This window comes from Pseudomonas sp. Sample_14 (assembly GCF_004307515.1).
GTDB lineage: Bacteria > Pseudomonadota > Gammaproteobacteria > Pseudomonadales > Pseudomonadaceae > Aquipseudomonas > Aquipseudomonas atacamensis.
Map to the genome: position 1 here is coordinate 92,501 of NZ_RCOC01000005.1, position 17,759 is coordinate 110,259.

Consider the following 17,759-nt stretch of genomic DNA (forward strand, 5'->3'; position numbering starts at 1 on the left):
GATCCCTCTCCCGGTGCTGTTGGCGGTTCACGTCGTCAGTCAGCGCCGGTTTTTCTTCCCATGACCGCCCAGAAGTCTGCCGCCATGCGTCCTGCCCGTGCCCTGATCGACCTTCAAGCCCTGCGTCACAACTACCGAATTGCCCGCGAAGTCACCGGCGCCAAGGCGCTCGCGGTGATCAAGGCGGACGCGTATGGCCATGGCGCGGTGCGTTGCGCCCAGGCGCTGGAAGCCGAGGCGGATGGTTTTGCCGTGGCTTGTATCGAAGAAGCACTGGAGCTGCGTTCCGCCGGGATTCGCGCGCCGGTACTGCTGCTGGAAGGCTTCTTCGAAGCTGATGAGCTGGCGTTGATCGTCGAGCATGATTTCTGGTGCGTGGTGCATTCGCTGTGGCAGCTCGAAGCGATCGAGCAGGCAGTCCTGAGCAAACCGCTCACGGTATGGCTCAAGCTCGATTCCGGCATGCACCGCGTCGGCCTGCATGCGAAGGATTATCCAGCGGCCTATCAACGTCTGCTGGCCAGCGGCAAGGTGGCGAAAATCGTGTTGATGAGCCATTTCGCCCGCGCTGATGAACTCCATGCGCAGAGCAGCGCCGAGCAGGTCGCGGTGTTCGAAGCGGCGCGTCAGGGGCTGGCGGCGGAAGTCAGCTTGCGCAACTCGCCAGCCGTGCTCGGTTGGCCAGAAATCCAAAGCGATTGGGTCCGCCCGGGCATCATGCTCTACGGCGCGACCCCGTTCGAAGAAGCCAACGCCGTCGCTGAACGCCTGCAACCGGTGATGACCCTCGAATCGAAAGTCATCAGTGTGCGTGAATTGCCGGCCGGCGAGCCGATCGGTTATGGCGCCAGGTTCATCACCGACAAGCCGATGCGCATCGGCGTGGTCGCTATGGGTTACGCCGACGGCTACCCGCGCCAGGCACCGACCGGCACACCCGTGCTGGTGGCGGGCAAACCCAGCCGCCTGCTAGGGCGCGTGTCGATGGACATGCTCTGCATCGATCTGACCGACGTAGCGGAAGCGGGGCTTGGTTCAACTGTCGAGCTGTGGGGTAAAAACATCCTCGCCAGCGACGTGGCAAAGTGGGCCGATACCATCCCGTATCAGATCTTCTGCAACCTGAAACGGGTGCCAAGGCTCTATTCCGAGGGTTGACGCCGCTGCGGGGGCCAGCTGTTGTAAATACTGAACGCTGTCGCCATGATAACGCTCAATATTCTTACAACATCAGGAGGCTCCCGCCTTGGACGTCGGTGAACGACTGCAATCGATCCGCAAGCTCAAAGGGCTTTCCCAGCGTGAACTCGCCAAACGTGCGGGCGTCACCAACAGCACCATTTCGATGATCGAAAAGAACAGCGTCAGCCCTTCGATCAGTTCGCTGAGAAAGGTGCTCGGCGGCATTCCCATGTCAATGGTCGAGTTCTTTTCCGAAGAGATCCTGCAGGACCAACCGACCCAGATCGTCTACAAGGCCAATGAGCTGATCGACATCTCCGACGGCGCCGTGACCATGAAACTGGTCGGCCGCGCGCACCCGAGCCGCGCCATCGCCTTCCTCAACGAAATCTACCCGCCGGGCGCCGACACCGGCGAAGAAATGCTCACCCATGAGGGCGAGGAAACCGGGATTCTGGTGGAAGGTCGCCTCGAACTGGTGGTGGGTCTGGAAACTTTTATCCTCGAAGCCGGCGACAGCTACTATTTTGAAAGTACCAAGCCGCATCGCTTCCGTAACCCGTTCGACGTGCCGGCGCGACTAATCAGCGCAGCCACGCCGGCGAATTTCTAAGCAGAAGGCGCCAGGCCAATACGGCAAAGGCCCCAGAACCGTTTTACCGATGGGCAACAAGACCCCTCTAACCATGGGGTTGTTTCAGTACAGCGGCCTACCCGCTATACTTGCGCCCGCCTGCGAACCGTGGCCGCAGGCGTGAATAGCCACCATTGAGGGTGAACGCGTGAACCTAATTATGAAAATGCTGGCTGCACCAGCAACCGTACTGGCCCTCTGGGCTGTCAGCGCTCAAGCTGCGACAAATGACGACATCGCCAAACGCCTCGAGCCCGTCGGCCAGGTGTGTGTTCAAGGGCAGGAATGCAAGGGTATGGAAGTGGCTGCTACCGCTGGCGGGGGCGGCGGAGCAAAGGCCCCTAAAGACGTGATCGCCAAGCACTGCAACGCTTGTCACGGCACGGGCCTGCTCGGCGCGCCGAAGATCGGCGACAAGGCAGCCTGGAAGGAGCGCGCCGATCATCAGGGTGGTCTGGACGGCATCCTCGCCAAGGCCATCACCGGCATCAACGCCATGCCGCCAAAAGGCACCTGCGCCGATTGCACCGATGAAGAGCTCAAGGGCGCGATCAAAGAGATGTCCGGTCTGTAATCAGCGCCGGCTTTGAAAAAAACCGTCTTCGGACGGTTTTTTTGTGCCTGCAATCTCACTGCATGTTTTTCGTGATGTAGGCGCCGGCAGAATTGAGCACCGCTTTGTACACGGCGTAAGCATCGGTATCTTCAGGCGCTATTTGCTCGCAGCGCCCTCCTGATATCTGCCTAAGATCACATCCCGGGATCGACATGATGAGGGGAGAGTGAGTAGCGATGATGAACTGCGCGCCGCCGCGCGACAGCTCCATTATCCGGTTGATAAAAACCAATTGCCTCAACGGGGATAACGATGCTTCCGGCTCGTCGAGCACATACAGACCTTGGGCTTTGAATCGATGTTGAAACAACGCCTCCATGGCTTCACCGTGCGACAGGCAATGCATATCCACGCCGCCGTAGTAGCTCTTTATTTCGGGATCAAAGCTCGCCTCTGCATCAAGCTTGCGAATTGCAGTATTCAAGTTGTAGAAGGTTTCTGCCCTGTAGAAAAAAACGTCCTTCTCCCTTCGGTAGCCTTTTGAGAGCGTCAGGCTTTCGTACAGTTTTGAATGAGTATTCTCAGTCGAGAAATTGAAATTCTTCCCACCGCCTTCTGGATTGCAGCCTGACTTGATGGCAATAGCTTCAAGTAATGTGGATTTCCCAGCACCATTTTCGCCGATAAAAACCGTTATCGAGTTGCTGAGCTCAAGCGGGAAGAGGTTTTGTAGCCGGTCACCCACCGTCATGTCTGGCTTCAGGCGTATTTGCTGGATAAACAGATCATTCATATCGATGCCCTCTGAAGATTCTATCGACGGATACCTTCACGCCAATCATCGTTATGCCGAGTCTTATCGAACCAGTGCTGGCCATGGTAAAAATTCCGATATAACCGAGACAGGCAATAAGACGCTCGCCAAATAATTCCGGCGTGGCAGCGGCGCTGAAGAAAATAACCGATACCGTCCCCGCCGATATAGCCATTTCCGGCCAGAAGGATTGTATGGCGCTTGCTTTCAGATACTTGTAGCGTGCTCTTACCGTGTCCTTCAAATATCCATAGCTTCTGATGAGTTGCATTTTACTTTGCTTGCCATCGCTGGAAACGTTGAAGGCGCTGATAAGCGACTCTTTGTACAAATCTTCCTTCGACATTTCTGCTGCATATAACCGCTGGATTACAGGCTTGGCAAATCTTAATTGCACACACGTCAACACAATAATTAAAGCGATGGGCAGGAAGAAATAGATGTTTTCCCGGAGCAGAATATAGGCTGCGGAAACCGTCAAAATGCAAGAGCCCATGAGGTGGATTGTGTCATGAATGACGGAAGCAATTTTTTCCGCGTCTTCTTTTATCAATGTCACCCGAGAACATAATGGAGAGGGGCGTTTATCATGCACAATGAAGTTGATAAGTAGAAAGCGGGATCTTGCTTCTATGAGCGTTGCCAAGGAATTGCCCAGAGCTTGGCTTGATAGCTTGGTTAGAAAAACAGCGATAAGAGTGAAATAAAATTCAGCGTTAATGGAGCCAGTAGTAAGAGCCGACAGGCTCTTTGCGATGACTGATGGTATTAACAATTGACATATACTTGCTACGGTAAGGCAAATAACCGAAAGCAGAAAAACGGTCAGGTTATTTCGCAAGCATATAAACATAGTTCAATGCCCCTCGTGCTGCAGTTCGTAGCTACGAATTCGACTACGTCTATAAGATGCCTCTCTGCTCGAGTAGTAGATAGATATCAGTGACATCGTGGGGCTCAGAACGCGTTCAAGATAGATGGCTGAGGCAAAAATTGAGCCTATATTCGTTTCGCCAACGCTTAGCAGATGGGCCGATACCAATAATAAAACCACTATCGCTACCGGATAACATGTGCCTGACATTGATTCGAATGTTGTGGCTTTGAAACTTGAGCGAAAAGCGAGGCGCTCGATATTTTTTATATCGATCTTGATCCTGTTGGTGTATGGCTTTGCATTAAGCAAAAGCTCACAGATGGCGCCTATTGTTACGGTGTTTTCTTGAACGTACTCAGCAAACAGTGAGTTGCTATTTTTTCGAGTTATAAGGTATGCCGCAATAGCATAAACGAGGCCGGTAAGTGGTGCGAGTGCCAGAAGTGGATGATAGTGGGCAGTCACCAGGAGAGCAGCGATAATGATGCTGCAGTTCAGCGATACATCCAGATAAATTGAGTGATACAAATATATCGAGCCATCAACGTCGCCATCGATGAGTTCGATCCGCTCGCCTGGTTTTTGCGTATGCTCGAAGCTTCTGTCTAGTAGGTGATTCAGGATTGCCTTCTTCAGAATAAATCTTGTTTTGGACGCGGTTTTTTGTAGATAGATGTTGGCTGCCAGCTTTAATGGGGGCGTGGCGATGAGGGAGAACGAAGCGCCCGCGAGCGCGTATAAATATAAACTGTCACTTGCCAAGTATAGATTGATTGAGTTGCCTATTAAATAGGGTGATGCGCTTGTAAGAATCGCAATGCCTACACCAAAGCAGCAGAGTTTTAGATTATCCTTCATGATTCTAGAAACCCCATTTGGTGGGGGAGGAATGGAAATTCATAGTCATGCTCGATTAGCCCAATTGAGCCGATTAGCGATCCCACTCTTCCAATCCACAAACCCAAAGGATCTGCAGTCTTTGTTCTAAGGTTTCGACTGCCTTGCTCACTGAGGTTGATGATGTTTGACCATAGAAATATCTTAGGGTTACTTAGCGAATCTGGTGAAAGCTTTTTAATTATATTAAGAATTCCAAAAGCGCCATGACATAAAGAGTCGTTAATAGGGCGCTTTCTTTTTTCTAGATCGTAGTAAGAAAATGCAGTCTTAGACGGATGTTTCTCCAAGAACTCTGTTGCCAGTCTCACTCCCTTTCTAGCAAAATAATCTATTGCCAAGAAGTTTCCTGGTAAGCCATGGCTCCATGAAAACTCGCCCGCACTTGATGCTGAACGTTTTCTATAGTCATGCCAGTTTTCAATCGTTCCATCATATTGGTCGAGCTCCCAAGATAGAAATCCTAAGAATAAATTCTTGATTGAGTCGTCTTTTGCGATCAGATCGTTGAAATAAAATAACGAATATGCGCACCCCATAATGCCATGGGACAATCCGCTCAATAGAGCATCGCTTCTAGTAGTGACTGCATTATCAAATGTCGCTAGTTTGCGGCCGGCTATAGGCGTGAGTTCTGTTTTTAACTTATCGTATAAGGATTTCGCTAAATCAGAAAAGCATTTGTCTTTCGTGAGGCTGAAGAGATGAGTCAGTACGTTTAAAGTTCCGAACATACCTGATAGAAAGTCCGAGCCCCAAAAGTATTTTTGCCACCAAGGCTCAATGAGTGCCTCTTCAACATATCTCTTGTAGAGTTGTAGTAGTTCGTGTTCCCTTTCATCATCAAAATAGTCTAGGCTTATCAATAGCGGTATAATTGCGGAGGATAAGCCGAAGTGAAAACCACCTAAATGCGTACCTTTATTCGAAAGTTTTTGGATCACTCTGCTGTAACAAATATTTAGCAGTTGGCTTACCAGCTTTTTATCTATAGCGCTGCTGCGGCTAGTAGCGACCACGCACCCGTAGAGAATGCCGGACAGGCCGTAGTAGAAATCGTCCCCTAACTCTGAGAACTCCATGTAACCGCCAGGTGATGAATGAAATCCCAACCAAAGTCCATTGCTGGAAATTTCACTGCCTAACATCTCATTGATCAACTTCGCATTGACCTCTGATGATGACCTGAGTTTGTTAATGATCTCATCTACGTTTGAATACCGAGGGTCGTTCAGGTCGTCGTATTGTCTGAATGTGTGGTCCGTCAGCTTATCACCATGTTCATACATATTTTTCATTGCTAATAAAGTATTCGCAGTCAGTTTTTCTTCAAATGCGATTCTGTTCTTGCTCATGGTTTGAACGTATTGGAGGCTGTTATCGATTCCGTTTATATAGTCATTGCTATCTAGGTGGCCATTGCCATCGTATCTTGGTTCAAAGAATTCAAGGGCCCCAGTTTGTCCTTGAGCAAAAGGTACGTCTAAATCCAAGCAAGCGGCGATCTCTGCCTTGAGAAAGCCTATGGCAGGGGCGGTGTCGTTATTGAGAATGTTCTCTAGGAAGGCTCTACGTTTTTTAGTGCATCGCATTAAAGTCGCATGCAAGGAGCATTGGATAGCGTAGTGATATGTGGCGGTCGGCCTCGGAATATACCTATTTCTTCTTCCTCGGAGAGAACCAATAATTTCGATGATTGAAGCCTGATTACTATTCACAATGGAGAACAATTTGTTCAGGCCTTCAATGATTTCTTTTTCGTAGTGCCACGGCTGCGCCGCTTTTCCATCGATATACAAAACGTTTTGGTTTGGAAATATTTTCACTCCGTCCATGCCAAACTGGCTCTGTCCACTCTCGTCTTCCAGATGTTGATACAGATTTAAGCTGACATATTGCTCCGATAGTCCACCTAACGCACTCAGGTCTACACCTATGCCGTCGGTGCCTTTCCACGTCCAGTTTGGAAGTATGCTTGTTTGGGTGACATTCCAGCGTACTTCTTTTGGAATGGTTTCAATATTAAGGGTGCTATAGAAAATGGTTTCGAGATCAATTGGGATAGGGCTTGCGCCATGTGCAATCAAATTGTCAGAGGTAATATCGGCGGCCATAAAAGTGGTGCAGTAGCCTAAAAGAAATCCAGCTCTTTTAAAGTAAGAAGAAACTTCGGCTTCGTTTTCTGCCTGAGTTTGAGGTGTGTGCTCTGACCAGCCGTGTTCTTTTTTTACAAGATACCTTGGTAATTTCCAGTTTTCGTAATCATCTCCGGCAGCATTGCTCAAATGCAGTAGTAAATCAGATGCTTCGGCTTCAAGTTCCAAATTTCTCGGTTTGTAAATTATCTTAATGGAACCAAAAGAAAGTATACAAACGGTCCTAGATCCAATGTGAGTTTCGCTGGATGAAACATCAACGGAGGAAAGTGTGGATCCGGTCGGTATATCGAATTGTTTGTTTATATCTTGTCTGTCTTCGATGAGAGCGAGGACTAACTGTATCGTGAATTCGATAAAATTATTTGAAAGTTTGGTCAGGACTCGATCCATTTCAGGGTAGGCGCTAATAATGTCGAGGAGGTAGTTCCTATTTTCACCAACCAATTTGAAATATGCAGAAGTCTCCATTTTGCTGCTGATGGTCTTTTCAAACACTATTTTTTCCGTTATCAAGACATTATTTGCCGCGTTAGTAAGTCGTGCTGCAAGGTTGGTTACAAAGCCATTGATGACCGTTGATTTCAATGCTTCGTTGTTTTTACATGATTTCGGAAATTGTTTTTCGATATGGAAGATGTAATAAGACAGGTATGGCCAGACTGGACAGTCAGTAGCGTAGCCGCGTTTCATGGGCGTTGTTCCGCTTAAAAAATCTTTAGGATTTTTCATTGTCTTATCCTTAAATAGTGAGGGCGGCCACTCGGTTCGAGTGCCACCCAATTTTATTTACATATAGGTCGCGTAGCAGCATCCTTGCCAACACTGTGAACAGCAGCTAGTGCATGGTCGTGAACCGCTGCTTGCTGCGCTCAAGTTACTGAATGCTTGAATCGCCAAAGTTGAGATTGGTGTCGTTGAGTTTAGAACGCGTGCTCGGGCACGACGGATTGCTAAGAAGTCGATTTCCATAATTGAGCCTTGACGTGAATTAGTGTTTGCCTTGATGGCATAAGTTTCTGGAGTGTTACGTTATGAATCCTAGCGAGGATTGAAATAACTTCAATTCAGACGCTTCCTGTAGTGATGCATGATTAAATTCGGTTCGATGTAGGAAAAATACCTAGAAGTTTGTGAGGTGATTCATTGGGCGCGGACAATTCATTGTTATTGCTATATATTTTTTGTAGGTATTTGCAACCTAACTTGAGGTTCGACCCATCAAGAAATTTCGCGGTTTTTCTTTTTAATCACCTTCCCTCTGAAGTAATTCCCCGGCAATCTCGGTCTACCCCTATCAACAGAACGAGCGGGAGGCTTCAGATGGTGCAGTTGTGTTCGATCGAACAGGCGGTGGACGACGTATTGGCGCGTTTGCCTGCGCACATCCACATGGGCCTGCCGCTGGGGCTGGGCAAGCCGAATCACTTCGTCAACGCGCTGTACCGGCGCATCAAGGACCTGCCCGAGCGGCAGCTGACGATCTATACCGCACTGTGCCTCGGTCGGCCGAATCTGGGCGATGGCTTGCAGAAGCGCTTTATCGAGCCTTTCGTCGAGCGGGTGTTTGGTGATTATCCGGAGTTCGATTTCCTCGCCGATCTGCAGCGCGACAGCCTGCCCGCCAACATCCGTATCCAGCAGTTTTTCATGCAGCCTGGCAGTCTGCTCAACAGCGCGCCGGCGCAGCAGGATTACGTCAGCAGCAATTACAGCCATGCCGCTCGCGACATCAACGCAGCGGGTCTCAATCTGGTGGCGCAATTGCTCGCCAGCAGCAGCGAACACCCTGATCGCTTAAGCCTGAGCTGCAACCCGGACATCACCCTCGACCTGTTGCCGATGATCGCCAAGCGCCGCGAGGCGGGGGAGACCATTGTGCTGGTCGGCCAGGTGCATACGGATCTGCCGTACATGCCCGGCGATGCGGAAGTCGACATCGACACGTTTGATCTTCTGATCGACGAGAAGGACAGCAGCACGCTGTTTTCAACGCCGAACATGCCCGTGGGCTTTCAGGATCATTTCATTGGCTTGCACGCCAGTACGCTGGTGCGCGATGGCGGCACATTGCAAATTGGTATCGGCTCGATGGGGGATGCGTTGACCGCTGCGTTGCTTGCCCGTCAGGCCGATAACGCCGGCTATCAGGCGGTGCTCGATGACATCAACCTCAGTCAATGGGCGCAATTGATCCAGCGCGAGGGCGGCACCGCGCCATTTGCCAAAGGCCTTTACGGTTGCAGCGAGATGTTCGTCAACGGGCTGTTGGTATTGGCGGATGCCGGGATCATTCGGCGCAAGGTCTATCCGGATGTGCCGACTCAGCAGCAGGCCAACGCCGGTACCCTCGACCAAGCCGCGCAGCCCGACGGTATCTCGGTGCACGGCGGCTTCTTCCTTGGCCCGCGCAGTTTTTATGAGCGGCTGCGCGAGTTGCCGCAAAGCAAGCTGCTGGAATTCAACATGACCCGCATCAGCTACATCAACGAGCTGTACGGCCAGGAAGAGCTCAAGCGCTTGCAGCGCATCGATGCGCGCTTCATCAACACCGTGTTCACCATGACTCTGCTCGGCGCCGGCGTGGCTGATCAATTGGCAGACGGACGCGTGCTCAGCGGTGTTGGCGGCCAGTACAACTTTGTTGCTCAGGGCCACGCGCTGGAGGGCGCGCGATCGATGTTGATCCTGCGCAGCTGGCGCGAGTCCGGCGGCGAGGTCAGCTCCAATATCGTCTGGGACTACGGCCACTGCACGATCCCGCGGCACCTGCGCGACATCGTCGTCACCGAATACGGCATCGCCGACCTGCGCGGCAAAACCGACGCGGCGGTGATCGAAGCGTTGCTCAATATCAGCGACTCGCGGTTCCAGCCGGGACTGATCGAACAGGCGCAGACAGTCGGCAAGCTGCCGAAGGACTTCCGTCTCGATCCACGGTTTGCCGACAACACACCGCAACGCTTGCAGGCGATTGCCGCACGGCATCCGAACCTGTTTCCGGAGTATCCGCTGGGCTGTGATTTCACCGCCATCGAACGGGATCTGCTGCGGGCGCTGAACTGGCTGAAGAGCAAGTTCAAGCTGACCGAGATTCTCGACTTGGGCAAGGCAGCGCTGGATGCGCCGGAGGCCTCAGTGTTCCCGGAACATCTTGAACGGATGCAGCTGACTAATCCGGAAGGTCTCAAGGAAGACCTGTTCCAACGCCTGCTGCTCACAGGCCTGAAAGCTACCGCGCAATAACTGACCCCCCCCAGAACCCACTGTGGGAGCGAGCCTGCTCGCGAAAGCGGTGTGTCATTCACTCAACAGGGTGACTGACACAATGCATTCGCGAGCAGGCTCGCTCCCACAGGGGTAACTCGGTGCCGCTGGTTACTCGATGAAGGTGACGACGCCATCCTTCAGCGATTGCACGCGAGCCAGCGACTCGACGCGGTAGCCCTGCGAGTCCAGTTCGGCGCGGCCGCCCTGGAACGACTTTTCGATGACGATGCCCAGACCGGCAACGGTGGCGCCGGCCTGTTTGATGATCGAGATCAGCGCTTGCGAGGCCTTACCGTTGGCGAGGAAATCGTCGATGATCAGCACGCGGTCGCTGCTGGTCAGGTGGCGCGGGGAGATGGCCACGGTGCTTTCGGTCTTCTTGGTGAACGAGTAGACGGTCGCCGAGAGCAGGTTTTCAGTCAGGGTCAGCGACTGTTGCTTGCGGGCAAAGATCACCGGCACGCCGAGGTTCAGACCGGTCATGATCGCCGGGGCGATGCCCGAAGCTTCGATGGTGACGATCTTGGTGATTCCCGAATCCTTGAACAGCGCGGCGAATTCGTCACCGATCAGCTTCATCAGGGCCGGGTCGATCTGGTGGTTCAGGAAAGCGTCGACTTTCAGGACCTGATCGGAAAGCACGATGCCTTCTTCGCGGATTTTTTTGTGCAGTGCTTCCACAACAGCTTCCTCTGTTGGCGCGATGGGCGCCGAAGGTAGATTAAAAAGTAGTCGATTCTAGCGCTTTAACATCGCGCGTATGTCGGCCAATGCGCTATTGCCACGCACGGCTTTGACTTCAGTCGGGGTGTCGTCGTTGCCTTCCCAGGCCAGATCGTCCGGCGGCAGCTCATCCAGAAAGCGACTCGGCGCGCAGTCGATGATTTCACCGTACTGCTTGCGCTTGGCTGCGAAGGTGAAGGCCAGGGTCTGGCGGGCGCGGGTGATGCCCACGTAGGCCAGGCGGCGTTCTTCTTCAATGGTGTCGGCTTCGATGCTGGAGCGGTGCGGGAGGATTTCCTCTTCCATGCCCATGATGAACACGTAGGGAAATTCCAGCCCTTTGGAGGCGTGCAGCGTCATCATTTGCACACCTTCGGCGCCGTCCTCTTCTTCCTGCTGGCGCTCGAGCATGTCGCGCAGCACCAGTTTGCCGATGGCGTCCTCGACGGTCATTTCGCCGTCCTCGTCCTTCTCAAGGGTGTTTTTCAACGCCTCGATCAGGAACCAGACGTTGCCCATGCGGTAGTCCGCCGCCTTGTCGCTAGAGCTGTTGGTACGCAGCCAGTTCTCGTAGTCGATGTCCATGACCATGCTGCGCAGCGCCGAGATCGGATCTTCGCCGGCGCACTGCTCGCGGACCTTGTCCATGAAGCGCTTGAAGCGCGCCAGGCGATCAGTAAAGCGGCTGTCGAGATGTTCGCCAAGACCGATTTCGTCGGTGGCGGCGTACATCGAGATCTTGCGCTCGGTGGCGTAGTTGCCGAGCTTTTCCAGGGTGGTCGAGCCGATCTCGCGACGCGGCACGTTGATCACGCGCAGGAAGGCGTTGTCGTCATCCGGGTTGACGATCAGGCGGAAGTAGGCCATCAGGTCCTTCACTTCCTGGCGACCGAAGAAGCTGTTGCCGCCGCTCAGGCGATACGGCACCTGATGGTGTTGCAGCTTCAATTCGATCAGCTTGGCCTGGTAGTTACCGCGATAAAGAATCGCAAAATCGCTGTACGGGCGGTCGGTGCGCAAGTGCAGGCTGAGGATTTCCATGGCCACGCGCTCGGCTTCGGCGTCCTCGTTGCGGCAGCGGATCACGCGGATCTCGTCGCCATGGCCCATCTCGCTCCACAGCTGCTTTTCGAATTCGTGCGGGTTGTTCGAGATCAGCACGTTGGCGCAGCGCAGGATGCGGCTGGTGGAGCGGTAGTTCTGCTCGAGCATCACCACTTTCAAGGACGGATAGTCGTCCTTGAGCAGCATCAGGTTTTCCGGGCGTGCGCCACGCCAGGCGTAGATCGACTGGTCGTCGTCGCCGACCACGGTGAACTGGTTGCGCTTGCCGATGAGCATTTTCACCAACAGATACTGGCTGGCGTTGGTGTCCTGGTATTCGTCGACGAGCAGGTAACGGACCTTGTTCTGCCACTTTTCGAGAATGTCGCCGTGTTCTTCGAAGAGCTTTACCGGCAGCAGGATCAGGTCATCGAAGTCCACCGCGTTGAACGCCTTGAGCGTGCGCTGATAGTGGGTGTAGACGATGGCGGCGGTCTGCTCCTTCGGGTTGCGCGCGTTTTCCAAGGCCTGGGCGGGCAGGATCAGGTCGTTTTTCCAGGCGCCGATCATGTTCTTGATCTCGTCGACGCCGTCGTCGCCTGCGTATTCCTTCTGCATGATGTCGGTCATCAGGGCTTTGACGTCGGTCTCGTCGAAGATCGAGAAACCGGGTTTGTAGCCCAGCCGCGCATGCTCCTTGCGGATGATGTTCAGGCCCAGGTTGTGGAAGGTGCAGACGGTCAGGCCACGCCCTTCGCCGGCACGCAACAGGGTGCCGACCCGCTCTTTCATTTCGCGCGCGGCCTTGTTGGTAAAGGTCATGGCGACGATGTACTGGGCGCGGATGCCGCAGTTCTGGATCAGGTGCGCGATCTTGCGCGTGATCACGCTGGTCTTGCCGGAGCCAGCACCGGCGAGCACCAATAGAGGGCCGCCGACGTAGTTCACGGCTTCTTGCTGCCGGGGATTGAGTCGGGACATACGAAAATTCGGGAGTCGTTGACGAAATGGGCCGGCATTTTAACAGGCTCAGCGATTTGTGCTGCTCTGTCCGACTTGTGACGCAACACGCGATTCAGATTTGCCGGTTTTGTTACTTTCACGCAGGATACGCGGGGATTTTGCGGCTAATGTTCTCATTCGTGACACAAAATAACGTTTCGATGCCGTTGTCATCAGACAACGCATTGGTCATTGTTCAGCACACCGGCATAATGCCCCGCCTACATCATTGCAGAGTCTAGGGAGTCAGCTTGTCTACGCCTGTCGAACCCTTGCGTTTGCTGCTACTGGCCGAAGAGCCAGCGTGGACAGCGTTGTTGCGTGAGTGTCTGGCTCCGATGGGGAGCGCGGCGGTGCTGATCAGCGCGCCGAACTGGGATTCGGTCAGCCGCCTGTTCGAAGACAACCGCCACGCGGTACTGCTGACCCTGCCAGCGTTGCAGCCGCCGCCCGGGCGTTGCAGCCTGCCGACCGTTCTGCTGCTGGAGCACGAGCCGGCCACCGCGCCGGTCGGTGTCAGCGACTGGCTGGTGTTCGACGCCCTCGACGCCGGCATGCTCCAGCGTTGCCTGCGCCATGTGCGCGAGCGCGGCGTGCTGGAAAACACTCTTCAGCGCCTCGCCGAACAGGACCCGCTGACCGGTATCGCCAACCGTCAGGGCTTCCAGACTCTGCTCACCGCGCGCCTTGCCGAAGGCGACGGTCGCGGTCTCGCCCTCGGCCATCTCGATCTCGACAACTTCCGCCATGCCAACGATGCCCTTGGTCATCAGGCCGGCGATCGCTTGATCCTGCAAGTTGTCGCGCGGCTGAAAAGTCAGCTGGAGGCCGGCGATCAACTGGCACGGCTGGGCAGCGATGAATTCGCTCTGCTGATCGATACCCGCCGCGCGCCGCAACGCGCCGAGTGGATGGCCGAACGCATCACTGAGGCGTTGGCCGAACCTTATTGGGTCGACGGCGAGAGCCTGCTGATCGGCTCCAGCCTTGGCATCGCCCATGCCCGTGCCAACGGCGGTGCCGATCCACTGATGTGGCACGCCCATATCGCCATGCAGCAGGCCAAGAGCACGCAGGGCTGCACCTTTCATATCTTCAACGAACGCATCAACCGCAACGCGCGCAGCATGGCCGACCTCGAAAGTGAACTGCGCCGGGCCTTGCGCCGCGATGAGCTGGAACTGCATTACCAGCCACGCCTGAATCTTGAAGACGGCCAGATTGTCGGCCTCGAAGCGCTGGTGCGCTGGCGTCATGGCGAGCGCGGTCTGTTGCCACCGAGCGAGTTCGTCCCGCTGGCCGAGCAGAGCGGTCTGATCGTGCCGCTGGGCTACTGGGTGATTTCCCGCGCCTTGCGTGATATGCAGGCCTTGCGCGAGCAGGGGCTGCCGGCGCTGCACATGGCGATCAATCTGTCGTTCCGCCAGTTTCAGGACAGCCAGTTGCTGCCGACACTTAGCCGCCTGATCGCCGAGCGCGGCGTCGAGGCGCAGTGGCTGGAATTCGAACTGACCGAAACCGCCGTGATGCGGCGCAGCGATCTGGTCAAACAGACCATGGATGCGCTCGGCCGCCTCGGTGTGCGCTTCTCGCTGGACGATTTCGGCACCGGGTTTTCGTCGTTCGTGCACCTCAACAGCTTGCCGATTACATTGCTGAAGATCGACAAGAGTTTTGTCGGCGGCATGGTACAGCGCGAGGAGAACCGCAAACTGGTGCACGCGATGATCAACCTTGCGCACAACCTGCACCTGGAAGTAGTTGCCGAAGGGGTCGAGACGCCGGAGCAACTGGAGTTGCTGCGCGGGTTCGGCTGCGATCAGGTGCAGGGTTACCTGATCAGCCGACCGCTGCCGTTGGATGAGTTGGTGGAATATCTGGCGTCTGGATCGAACCAGCAGCCGGCTTTGGAAATCGTCGGTTGATCACGATTGTTGCGGCCGGCAAAAATCCCCGTGGGAGCGAGCCTGCTCGCGAAGGCGTTATGTCAGCTGAATGATCTGGGCCTGACACTCGGTCTTCGCGAGCAGGCTCGCACACAAAGGAAACCCTCATTCGGCCTGGGGGATGTTGAAACCTTGAGCTTGCGGCTCGCGCCGAATCATCCGCTGCATCTTCCATTCAAACGCCAGCGTCAGGCTCACCGCCGCGCACGCCAGGCCCAACGCCAGACCCCACCAGACGCCCGTCGGCCCCCAATTGAGATGGAACGCCATCCACCACGCCGCTGGTGCGCCGATCAGCCAATAGCAAGCGAGCCCCACGAGAAACGTAGTCTTGGCATCCTTGAGCCCACGAATACAGCCCATGGCAATCGTCTGCGTGCCGTCGAACAGCTCGAACCACGCCGCTACGGCCAGCAGGCTCACCGCCAGACGGATCACTTCGGCAAACGCCGGATCGTTGTGGTCGAGGAACAGGCCGACCAACTGGTTCGGCCACAGCCAGAACACCAGGGCAAAACCGAGCATCACCACGGCGCCGAAGGCGATGCCGACACGCCCGGACATGCGCGCATCGACCAATTGCCCGGCGCCATAGTGTTGGCCGACGCGCATGGTGATGGCGTAAGACATCCCGGCCGGGACCATGAAGGCCACCGACACGATCTGCAGGGCGATTTGATGCGCGCCCATCTGCGTACTGCCCATGGTGCCCATGCACAACGCGGCAAAGGCAAACAGCCCGACTTCCACCGCATAGGTGCCGCCAATCGGCAGGCCCAGACGCCACAGTTCTTTCAGGTATTGCCGGTTCGGCCGCGACAGACCGGCGCGCAACGGATAAGCGTCATACGCCGGATGCCGGCGGATATGCCAGGCCAGCGCCAGTGCCATGCAGTTGGCGACAATCGCCGTGACCAGACCGATACCGGTCAGGCCCAGTTGTGGCAGGCCGAACATGCCGGTGATCAGCGCGTAGTTGAGCAGGAAGTTGGCCACCGTACCGGCGAGGCTGATGACCATCACTGGCGTCGCCCGGCCAATCGCACTGGTAAAACCGCGCAGGGCCATGAAGCTCAGGTAGCCGGGCAGGGCGAAGGGCAGGGCGATGAGAAATTGCCCGGCGGCGTTGACGTTGGTTTCGGTTTGGCCGAACAGCAGCAACACCGGTTTGAGGTTCCACAACAACAGCCCGGCGCCGAGGGCCATCAGCCAGGCCAGCCACAACCCGGCCTGGGTCAGGCGCGCGGCACCGATGATGTCGCCGGCACCCTGACGGATCGCCACCAGTGTGCCGACCGCTGCAATCACGCCGATGCAGAAAATCGACACGAACGAGTAGCTCGCGGCACCGAGGCCGCCACCGGCCAGCGCCTCGGGACTGAGGCGCGCCATCATCAGGGTGTCGGTCAGTACCATCAGCATGTGCGCCAACTGCGAAGCAATCAGCGGCCCCGCCAGCCGCAGAATGGCCCAGAGTTCGGTACGCACAGGATGCTGCATGGTCATCACCACCCAAATATCAGAGGAAGCAGAAGAGCGTCGATTCTCGGCGCTTGGCAGGCTTTGCACAAAGGGATAAAAAGGATGGGTGGCATGATTAATACTCATCCTGAATCGTCCTGCCGAATTGGCTGTATCCCCGCTATTGGAGCTTTGTGTATGTCCCGACGCCTTCCGCCGTTGTATGCCCTGCGCGCATTCGAAGCGGCAGCGCGACACAGCTCGTTCACCCGCGCGGCGGAAGAACTGTCGATCACCCAGAGCGCGGTCAGTCGGCACATGCGCACTCTTGAAGAACACTTCGCCTGCCGGCTGTTTCACCGCAGCGGGCGCAATCTGCAACTGACCGAATCGGCGCGGCTGCTGCTACCCGGTATCCGCGAAGGCTTCGCCGCCCTTGAGCGCGCCTGCAATACCTTGCGCGCCGAGGACGACATTCTGCGCATGAAAGCGCCATCGACCCTGACCATGCGTTGGCTGCTGGCGCGGTTGAGTCGCTTCCGCCATTTGCAGCCGGGCAATGAGGTGCAACTGACCAGCGCATGGATGGATATCGATTCGGTGGACTTCAACAATGAACCGTTCGATTGCGCGGTGTTGCTCAGTGACGGGCATTTCCCACCGGACTGGGAAGCGAGCCTGCTGTTTCCCGAGGAATTGATTCCGGTCGGCGCGCCGAACCTGCTCAATGACCAACCTTGGGACGTAGCGCGTCTGGCGGCTGCTGAACTGCTGCACCCGACCCCGGATCGCCGCGATTGGCGCAGTTGGCTGGAGCGCATGGGGCTGTCCGATCAGGTATCGCTCAAGGGCGGGCAAGTGTTCGATACGCTGGAGCTGGGCATGATCGCCGCGGCGCGCGGCTATGGCGTTTCGATGGGTGATCTGTTGATGGTCGCCGAAGACGTTGCGCAAGGACGCTTGAGCCTGCCGTGGCCGACCGCCGTCGCCAGTGGCCTGAATTATTACCTGGTGTGGCCGAAACCGCGTCCGGGAGGTGAACGTTTGCGCCGTCTCAGCGATTTTCTCCAAGGCGAAGTACGCGCTATGCAATTGCCGGCGGTAGAGCGCTTGAGCTGAAACGTTCGAGCCGGCACAATGCCACTACTGCGCCATACCCACGCAATCCGCTCAAGTATTCGGATTTTCCGCCGACTA

At 55.4% G+C, this 17,759-nt stretch carries 13 protein-coding genes; 6 read left to right on the plus strand and 7 right to left on the minus strand.

What is annotated here, in order from left to right:
- Positions 1-84 precede the first annotated feature (84 nt).
- From alr to D8U61_RS01010, 3 genes are all read left to right on the plus strand, one after another.
- Complete coding sequence (alr, locus tag D8U61_RS01000; RefSeq protein ID WP_130901952.1) at positions 85-1,158, plus strand: alanine racemase; 1,074 nt, start codon at positions 85-87, stop codon at positions 1,156-1,158.
- Between the two features lie 88 nt (positions 1,159-1,246).
- Positions 1,247-1,795 (plus strand): cupin domain-containing protein, encoded by a 549-nt coding sequence (locus tag D8U61_RS01005; RefSeq protein WP_016772566.1) that lies wholly within the window; start codon positions 1,247-1,249, stop codon positions 1,793-1,795.
- Between the two features lie 181 nt (positions 1,796-1,976).
- A complete protein-coding gene (locus D8U61_RS01010) occupies positions 1,977-2,390 on the plus strand; it encodes a c-type cytochrome (RefSeq protein WP_016772567.1) in 414 nt (137 codons plus the stop codon).
- 55 nt (positions 2,391-2,445) lie between these two features.
- On the opposite strand, the gene D8U61_RS01015 is transcribed toward D8U61_RS01010, so the two are convergent.
- Genes D8U61_RS01015 through lanM form a run of 4 tightly spaced genes read right to left on the minus strand, consistent with a single transcriptional unit; the run spans position 2,446 to position 7,848 of the window.
- The gene (locus tag D8U61_RS01015) at positions 2,446-3,165 is read right to left on the minus strand and encodes an AAA family ATPase (RefSeq protein WP_125916829.1); all 720 of its coding nucleotides are present in this window, start codon (positions 3,163-3,165) and stop codon (positions 2,446-2,448) included.
- Positions 3,158-4,039 (minus strand): ABC transporter ATP-binding protein, encoded by an 882-nt coding sequence (locus D8U61_RS01020; RefSeq protein ID WP_130926274.1) that lies wholly within the window; start codon positions 4,037-4,039, stop codon positions 3,158-3,160. The genes D8U61_RS01015 and D8U61_RS01020 overlap by 8 nt, the downstream gene beginning before the upstream one ends.
- A gap of 3 nt (positions 4,040-4,042) precedes the next feature.
- Positions 4,043-4,921, minus strand: a complete 879-nt coding sequence (locus D8U61_RS01025) for an ABC transporter transmembrane domain-containing protein (RefSeq protein ID WP_130926275.1) — start codon at positions 4,919-4,921, stop codon at positions 4,043-4,045.
- Positions 4,918-7,848 carry a type 2 lanthipeptide synthetase LanM gene (lanM, locus tag D8U61_RS01030; protein ID WP_130926276.1) on the minus strand — a complete coding sequence of 977 codons (2,931 nt, stop codon included), beginning with the start codon at positions 7,846-7,848 and terminating at the stop codon, positions 4,918-4,920. The genes D8U61_RS01025 and lanM overlap by 4 nt, the downstream gene beginning before the upstream one ends.
- A 591-nt stretch (positions 7,849-8,439) precedes the next feature.
- Here lanM and D8U61_RS01035 point away from each other — a divergent pair.
- Positions 8,440-10,362 (plus strand): acetyl-CoA hydrolase/transferase C-terminal domain-containing protein, encoded by a 1,923-nt coding sequence (locus D8U61_RS01035; protein WP_130926277.1) that lies wholly within the window; start codon positions 8,440-8,442, stop codon positions 10,360-10,362.
- Between the two features lie 132 nt (positions 10,363-10,494).
- Here D8U61_RS01035 and D8U61_RS01040 read toward each other — a convergent pair whose 3' ends face one another.
- Together D8U61_RS01040 and rep are read right to left on the minus strand one after the other, a co-directional pair.
- On the minus strand, positions 10,495-11,067 hold the full coding sequence (locus tag D8U61_RS01040) for a xanthine phosphoribosyltransferase (RefSeq protein WP_016772573.1): 573 nt from the start codon (positions 11,065-11,067) through the stop codon (positions 10,495-10,497).
- A 57-nt stretch (positions 11,068-11,124) separates the two neighbouring features.
- A complete protein-coding gene (gene rep, locus D8U61_RS01045) occupies positions 11,125-13,134 on the minus strand; it encodes a DNA helicase Rep (protein WP_130926278.1) in 2,010 nt (669 codons plus the stop codon).
- Positions 13,135-13,406: 272 nt separating this feature from the next.
- Here rep and D8U61_RS01050 point away from each other — a divergent pair, with 272 nt between their 5' ends.
- Positions 13,407-15,080: a bifunctional diguanylate cyclase/phosphodiesterase gene (locus tag D8U61_RS01050; RefSeq protein ID WP_130926279.1), complete on the plus strand. Its 1,674-nt coding sequence runs from the start codon at positions 13,407-13,409 to the stop codon at positions 15,078-15,080.
- Between the two features lie 126 nt (positions 15,081-15,206).
- Here D8U61_RS01050 and D8U61_RS01055 read toward each other — a convergent pair whose 3' ends face one another.
- Positions 15,207-16,601 carry a NorM family multidrug efflux MATE transporter gene (locus D8U61_RS01055; protein ID WP_056791616.1) on the minus strand — a complete coding sequence of 465 codons (1,395 nt, stop codon included), beginning with the start codon at positions 16,599-16,601 and terminating at the stop codon, positions 15,207-15,209.
- Between the two features lie 159 nt (positions 16,602-16,760).
- Here D8U61_RS01055 and D8U61_RS01060 point away from each other — a divergent pair, with 159 nt between their 5' ends.
- Complete coding sequence (locus D8U61_RS01060) at positions 16,761-17,681, plus strand: LysR substrate-binding domain-containing protein (RefSeq protein ID WP_016772577.1); 921 nt, start codon at positions 16,761-16,763, stop codon at positions 17,679-17,681.
- Positions 17,682-17,759: the final 78 nt, after the last annotated feature.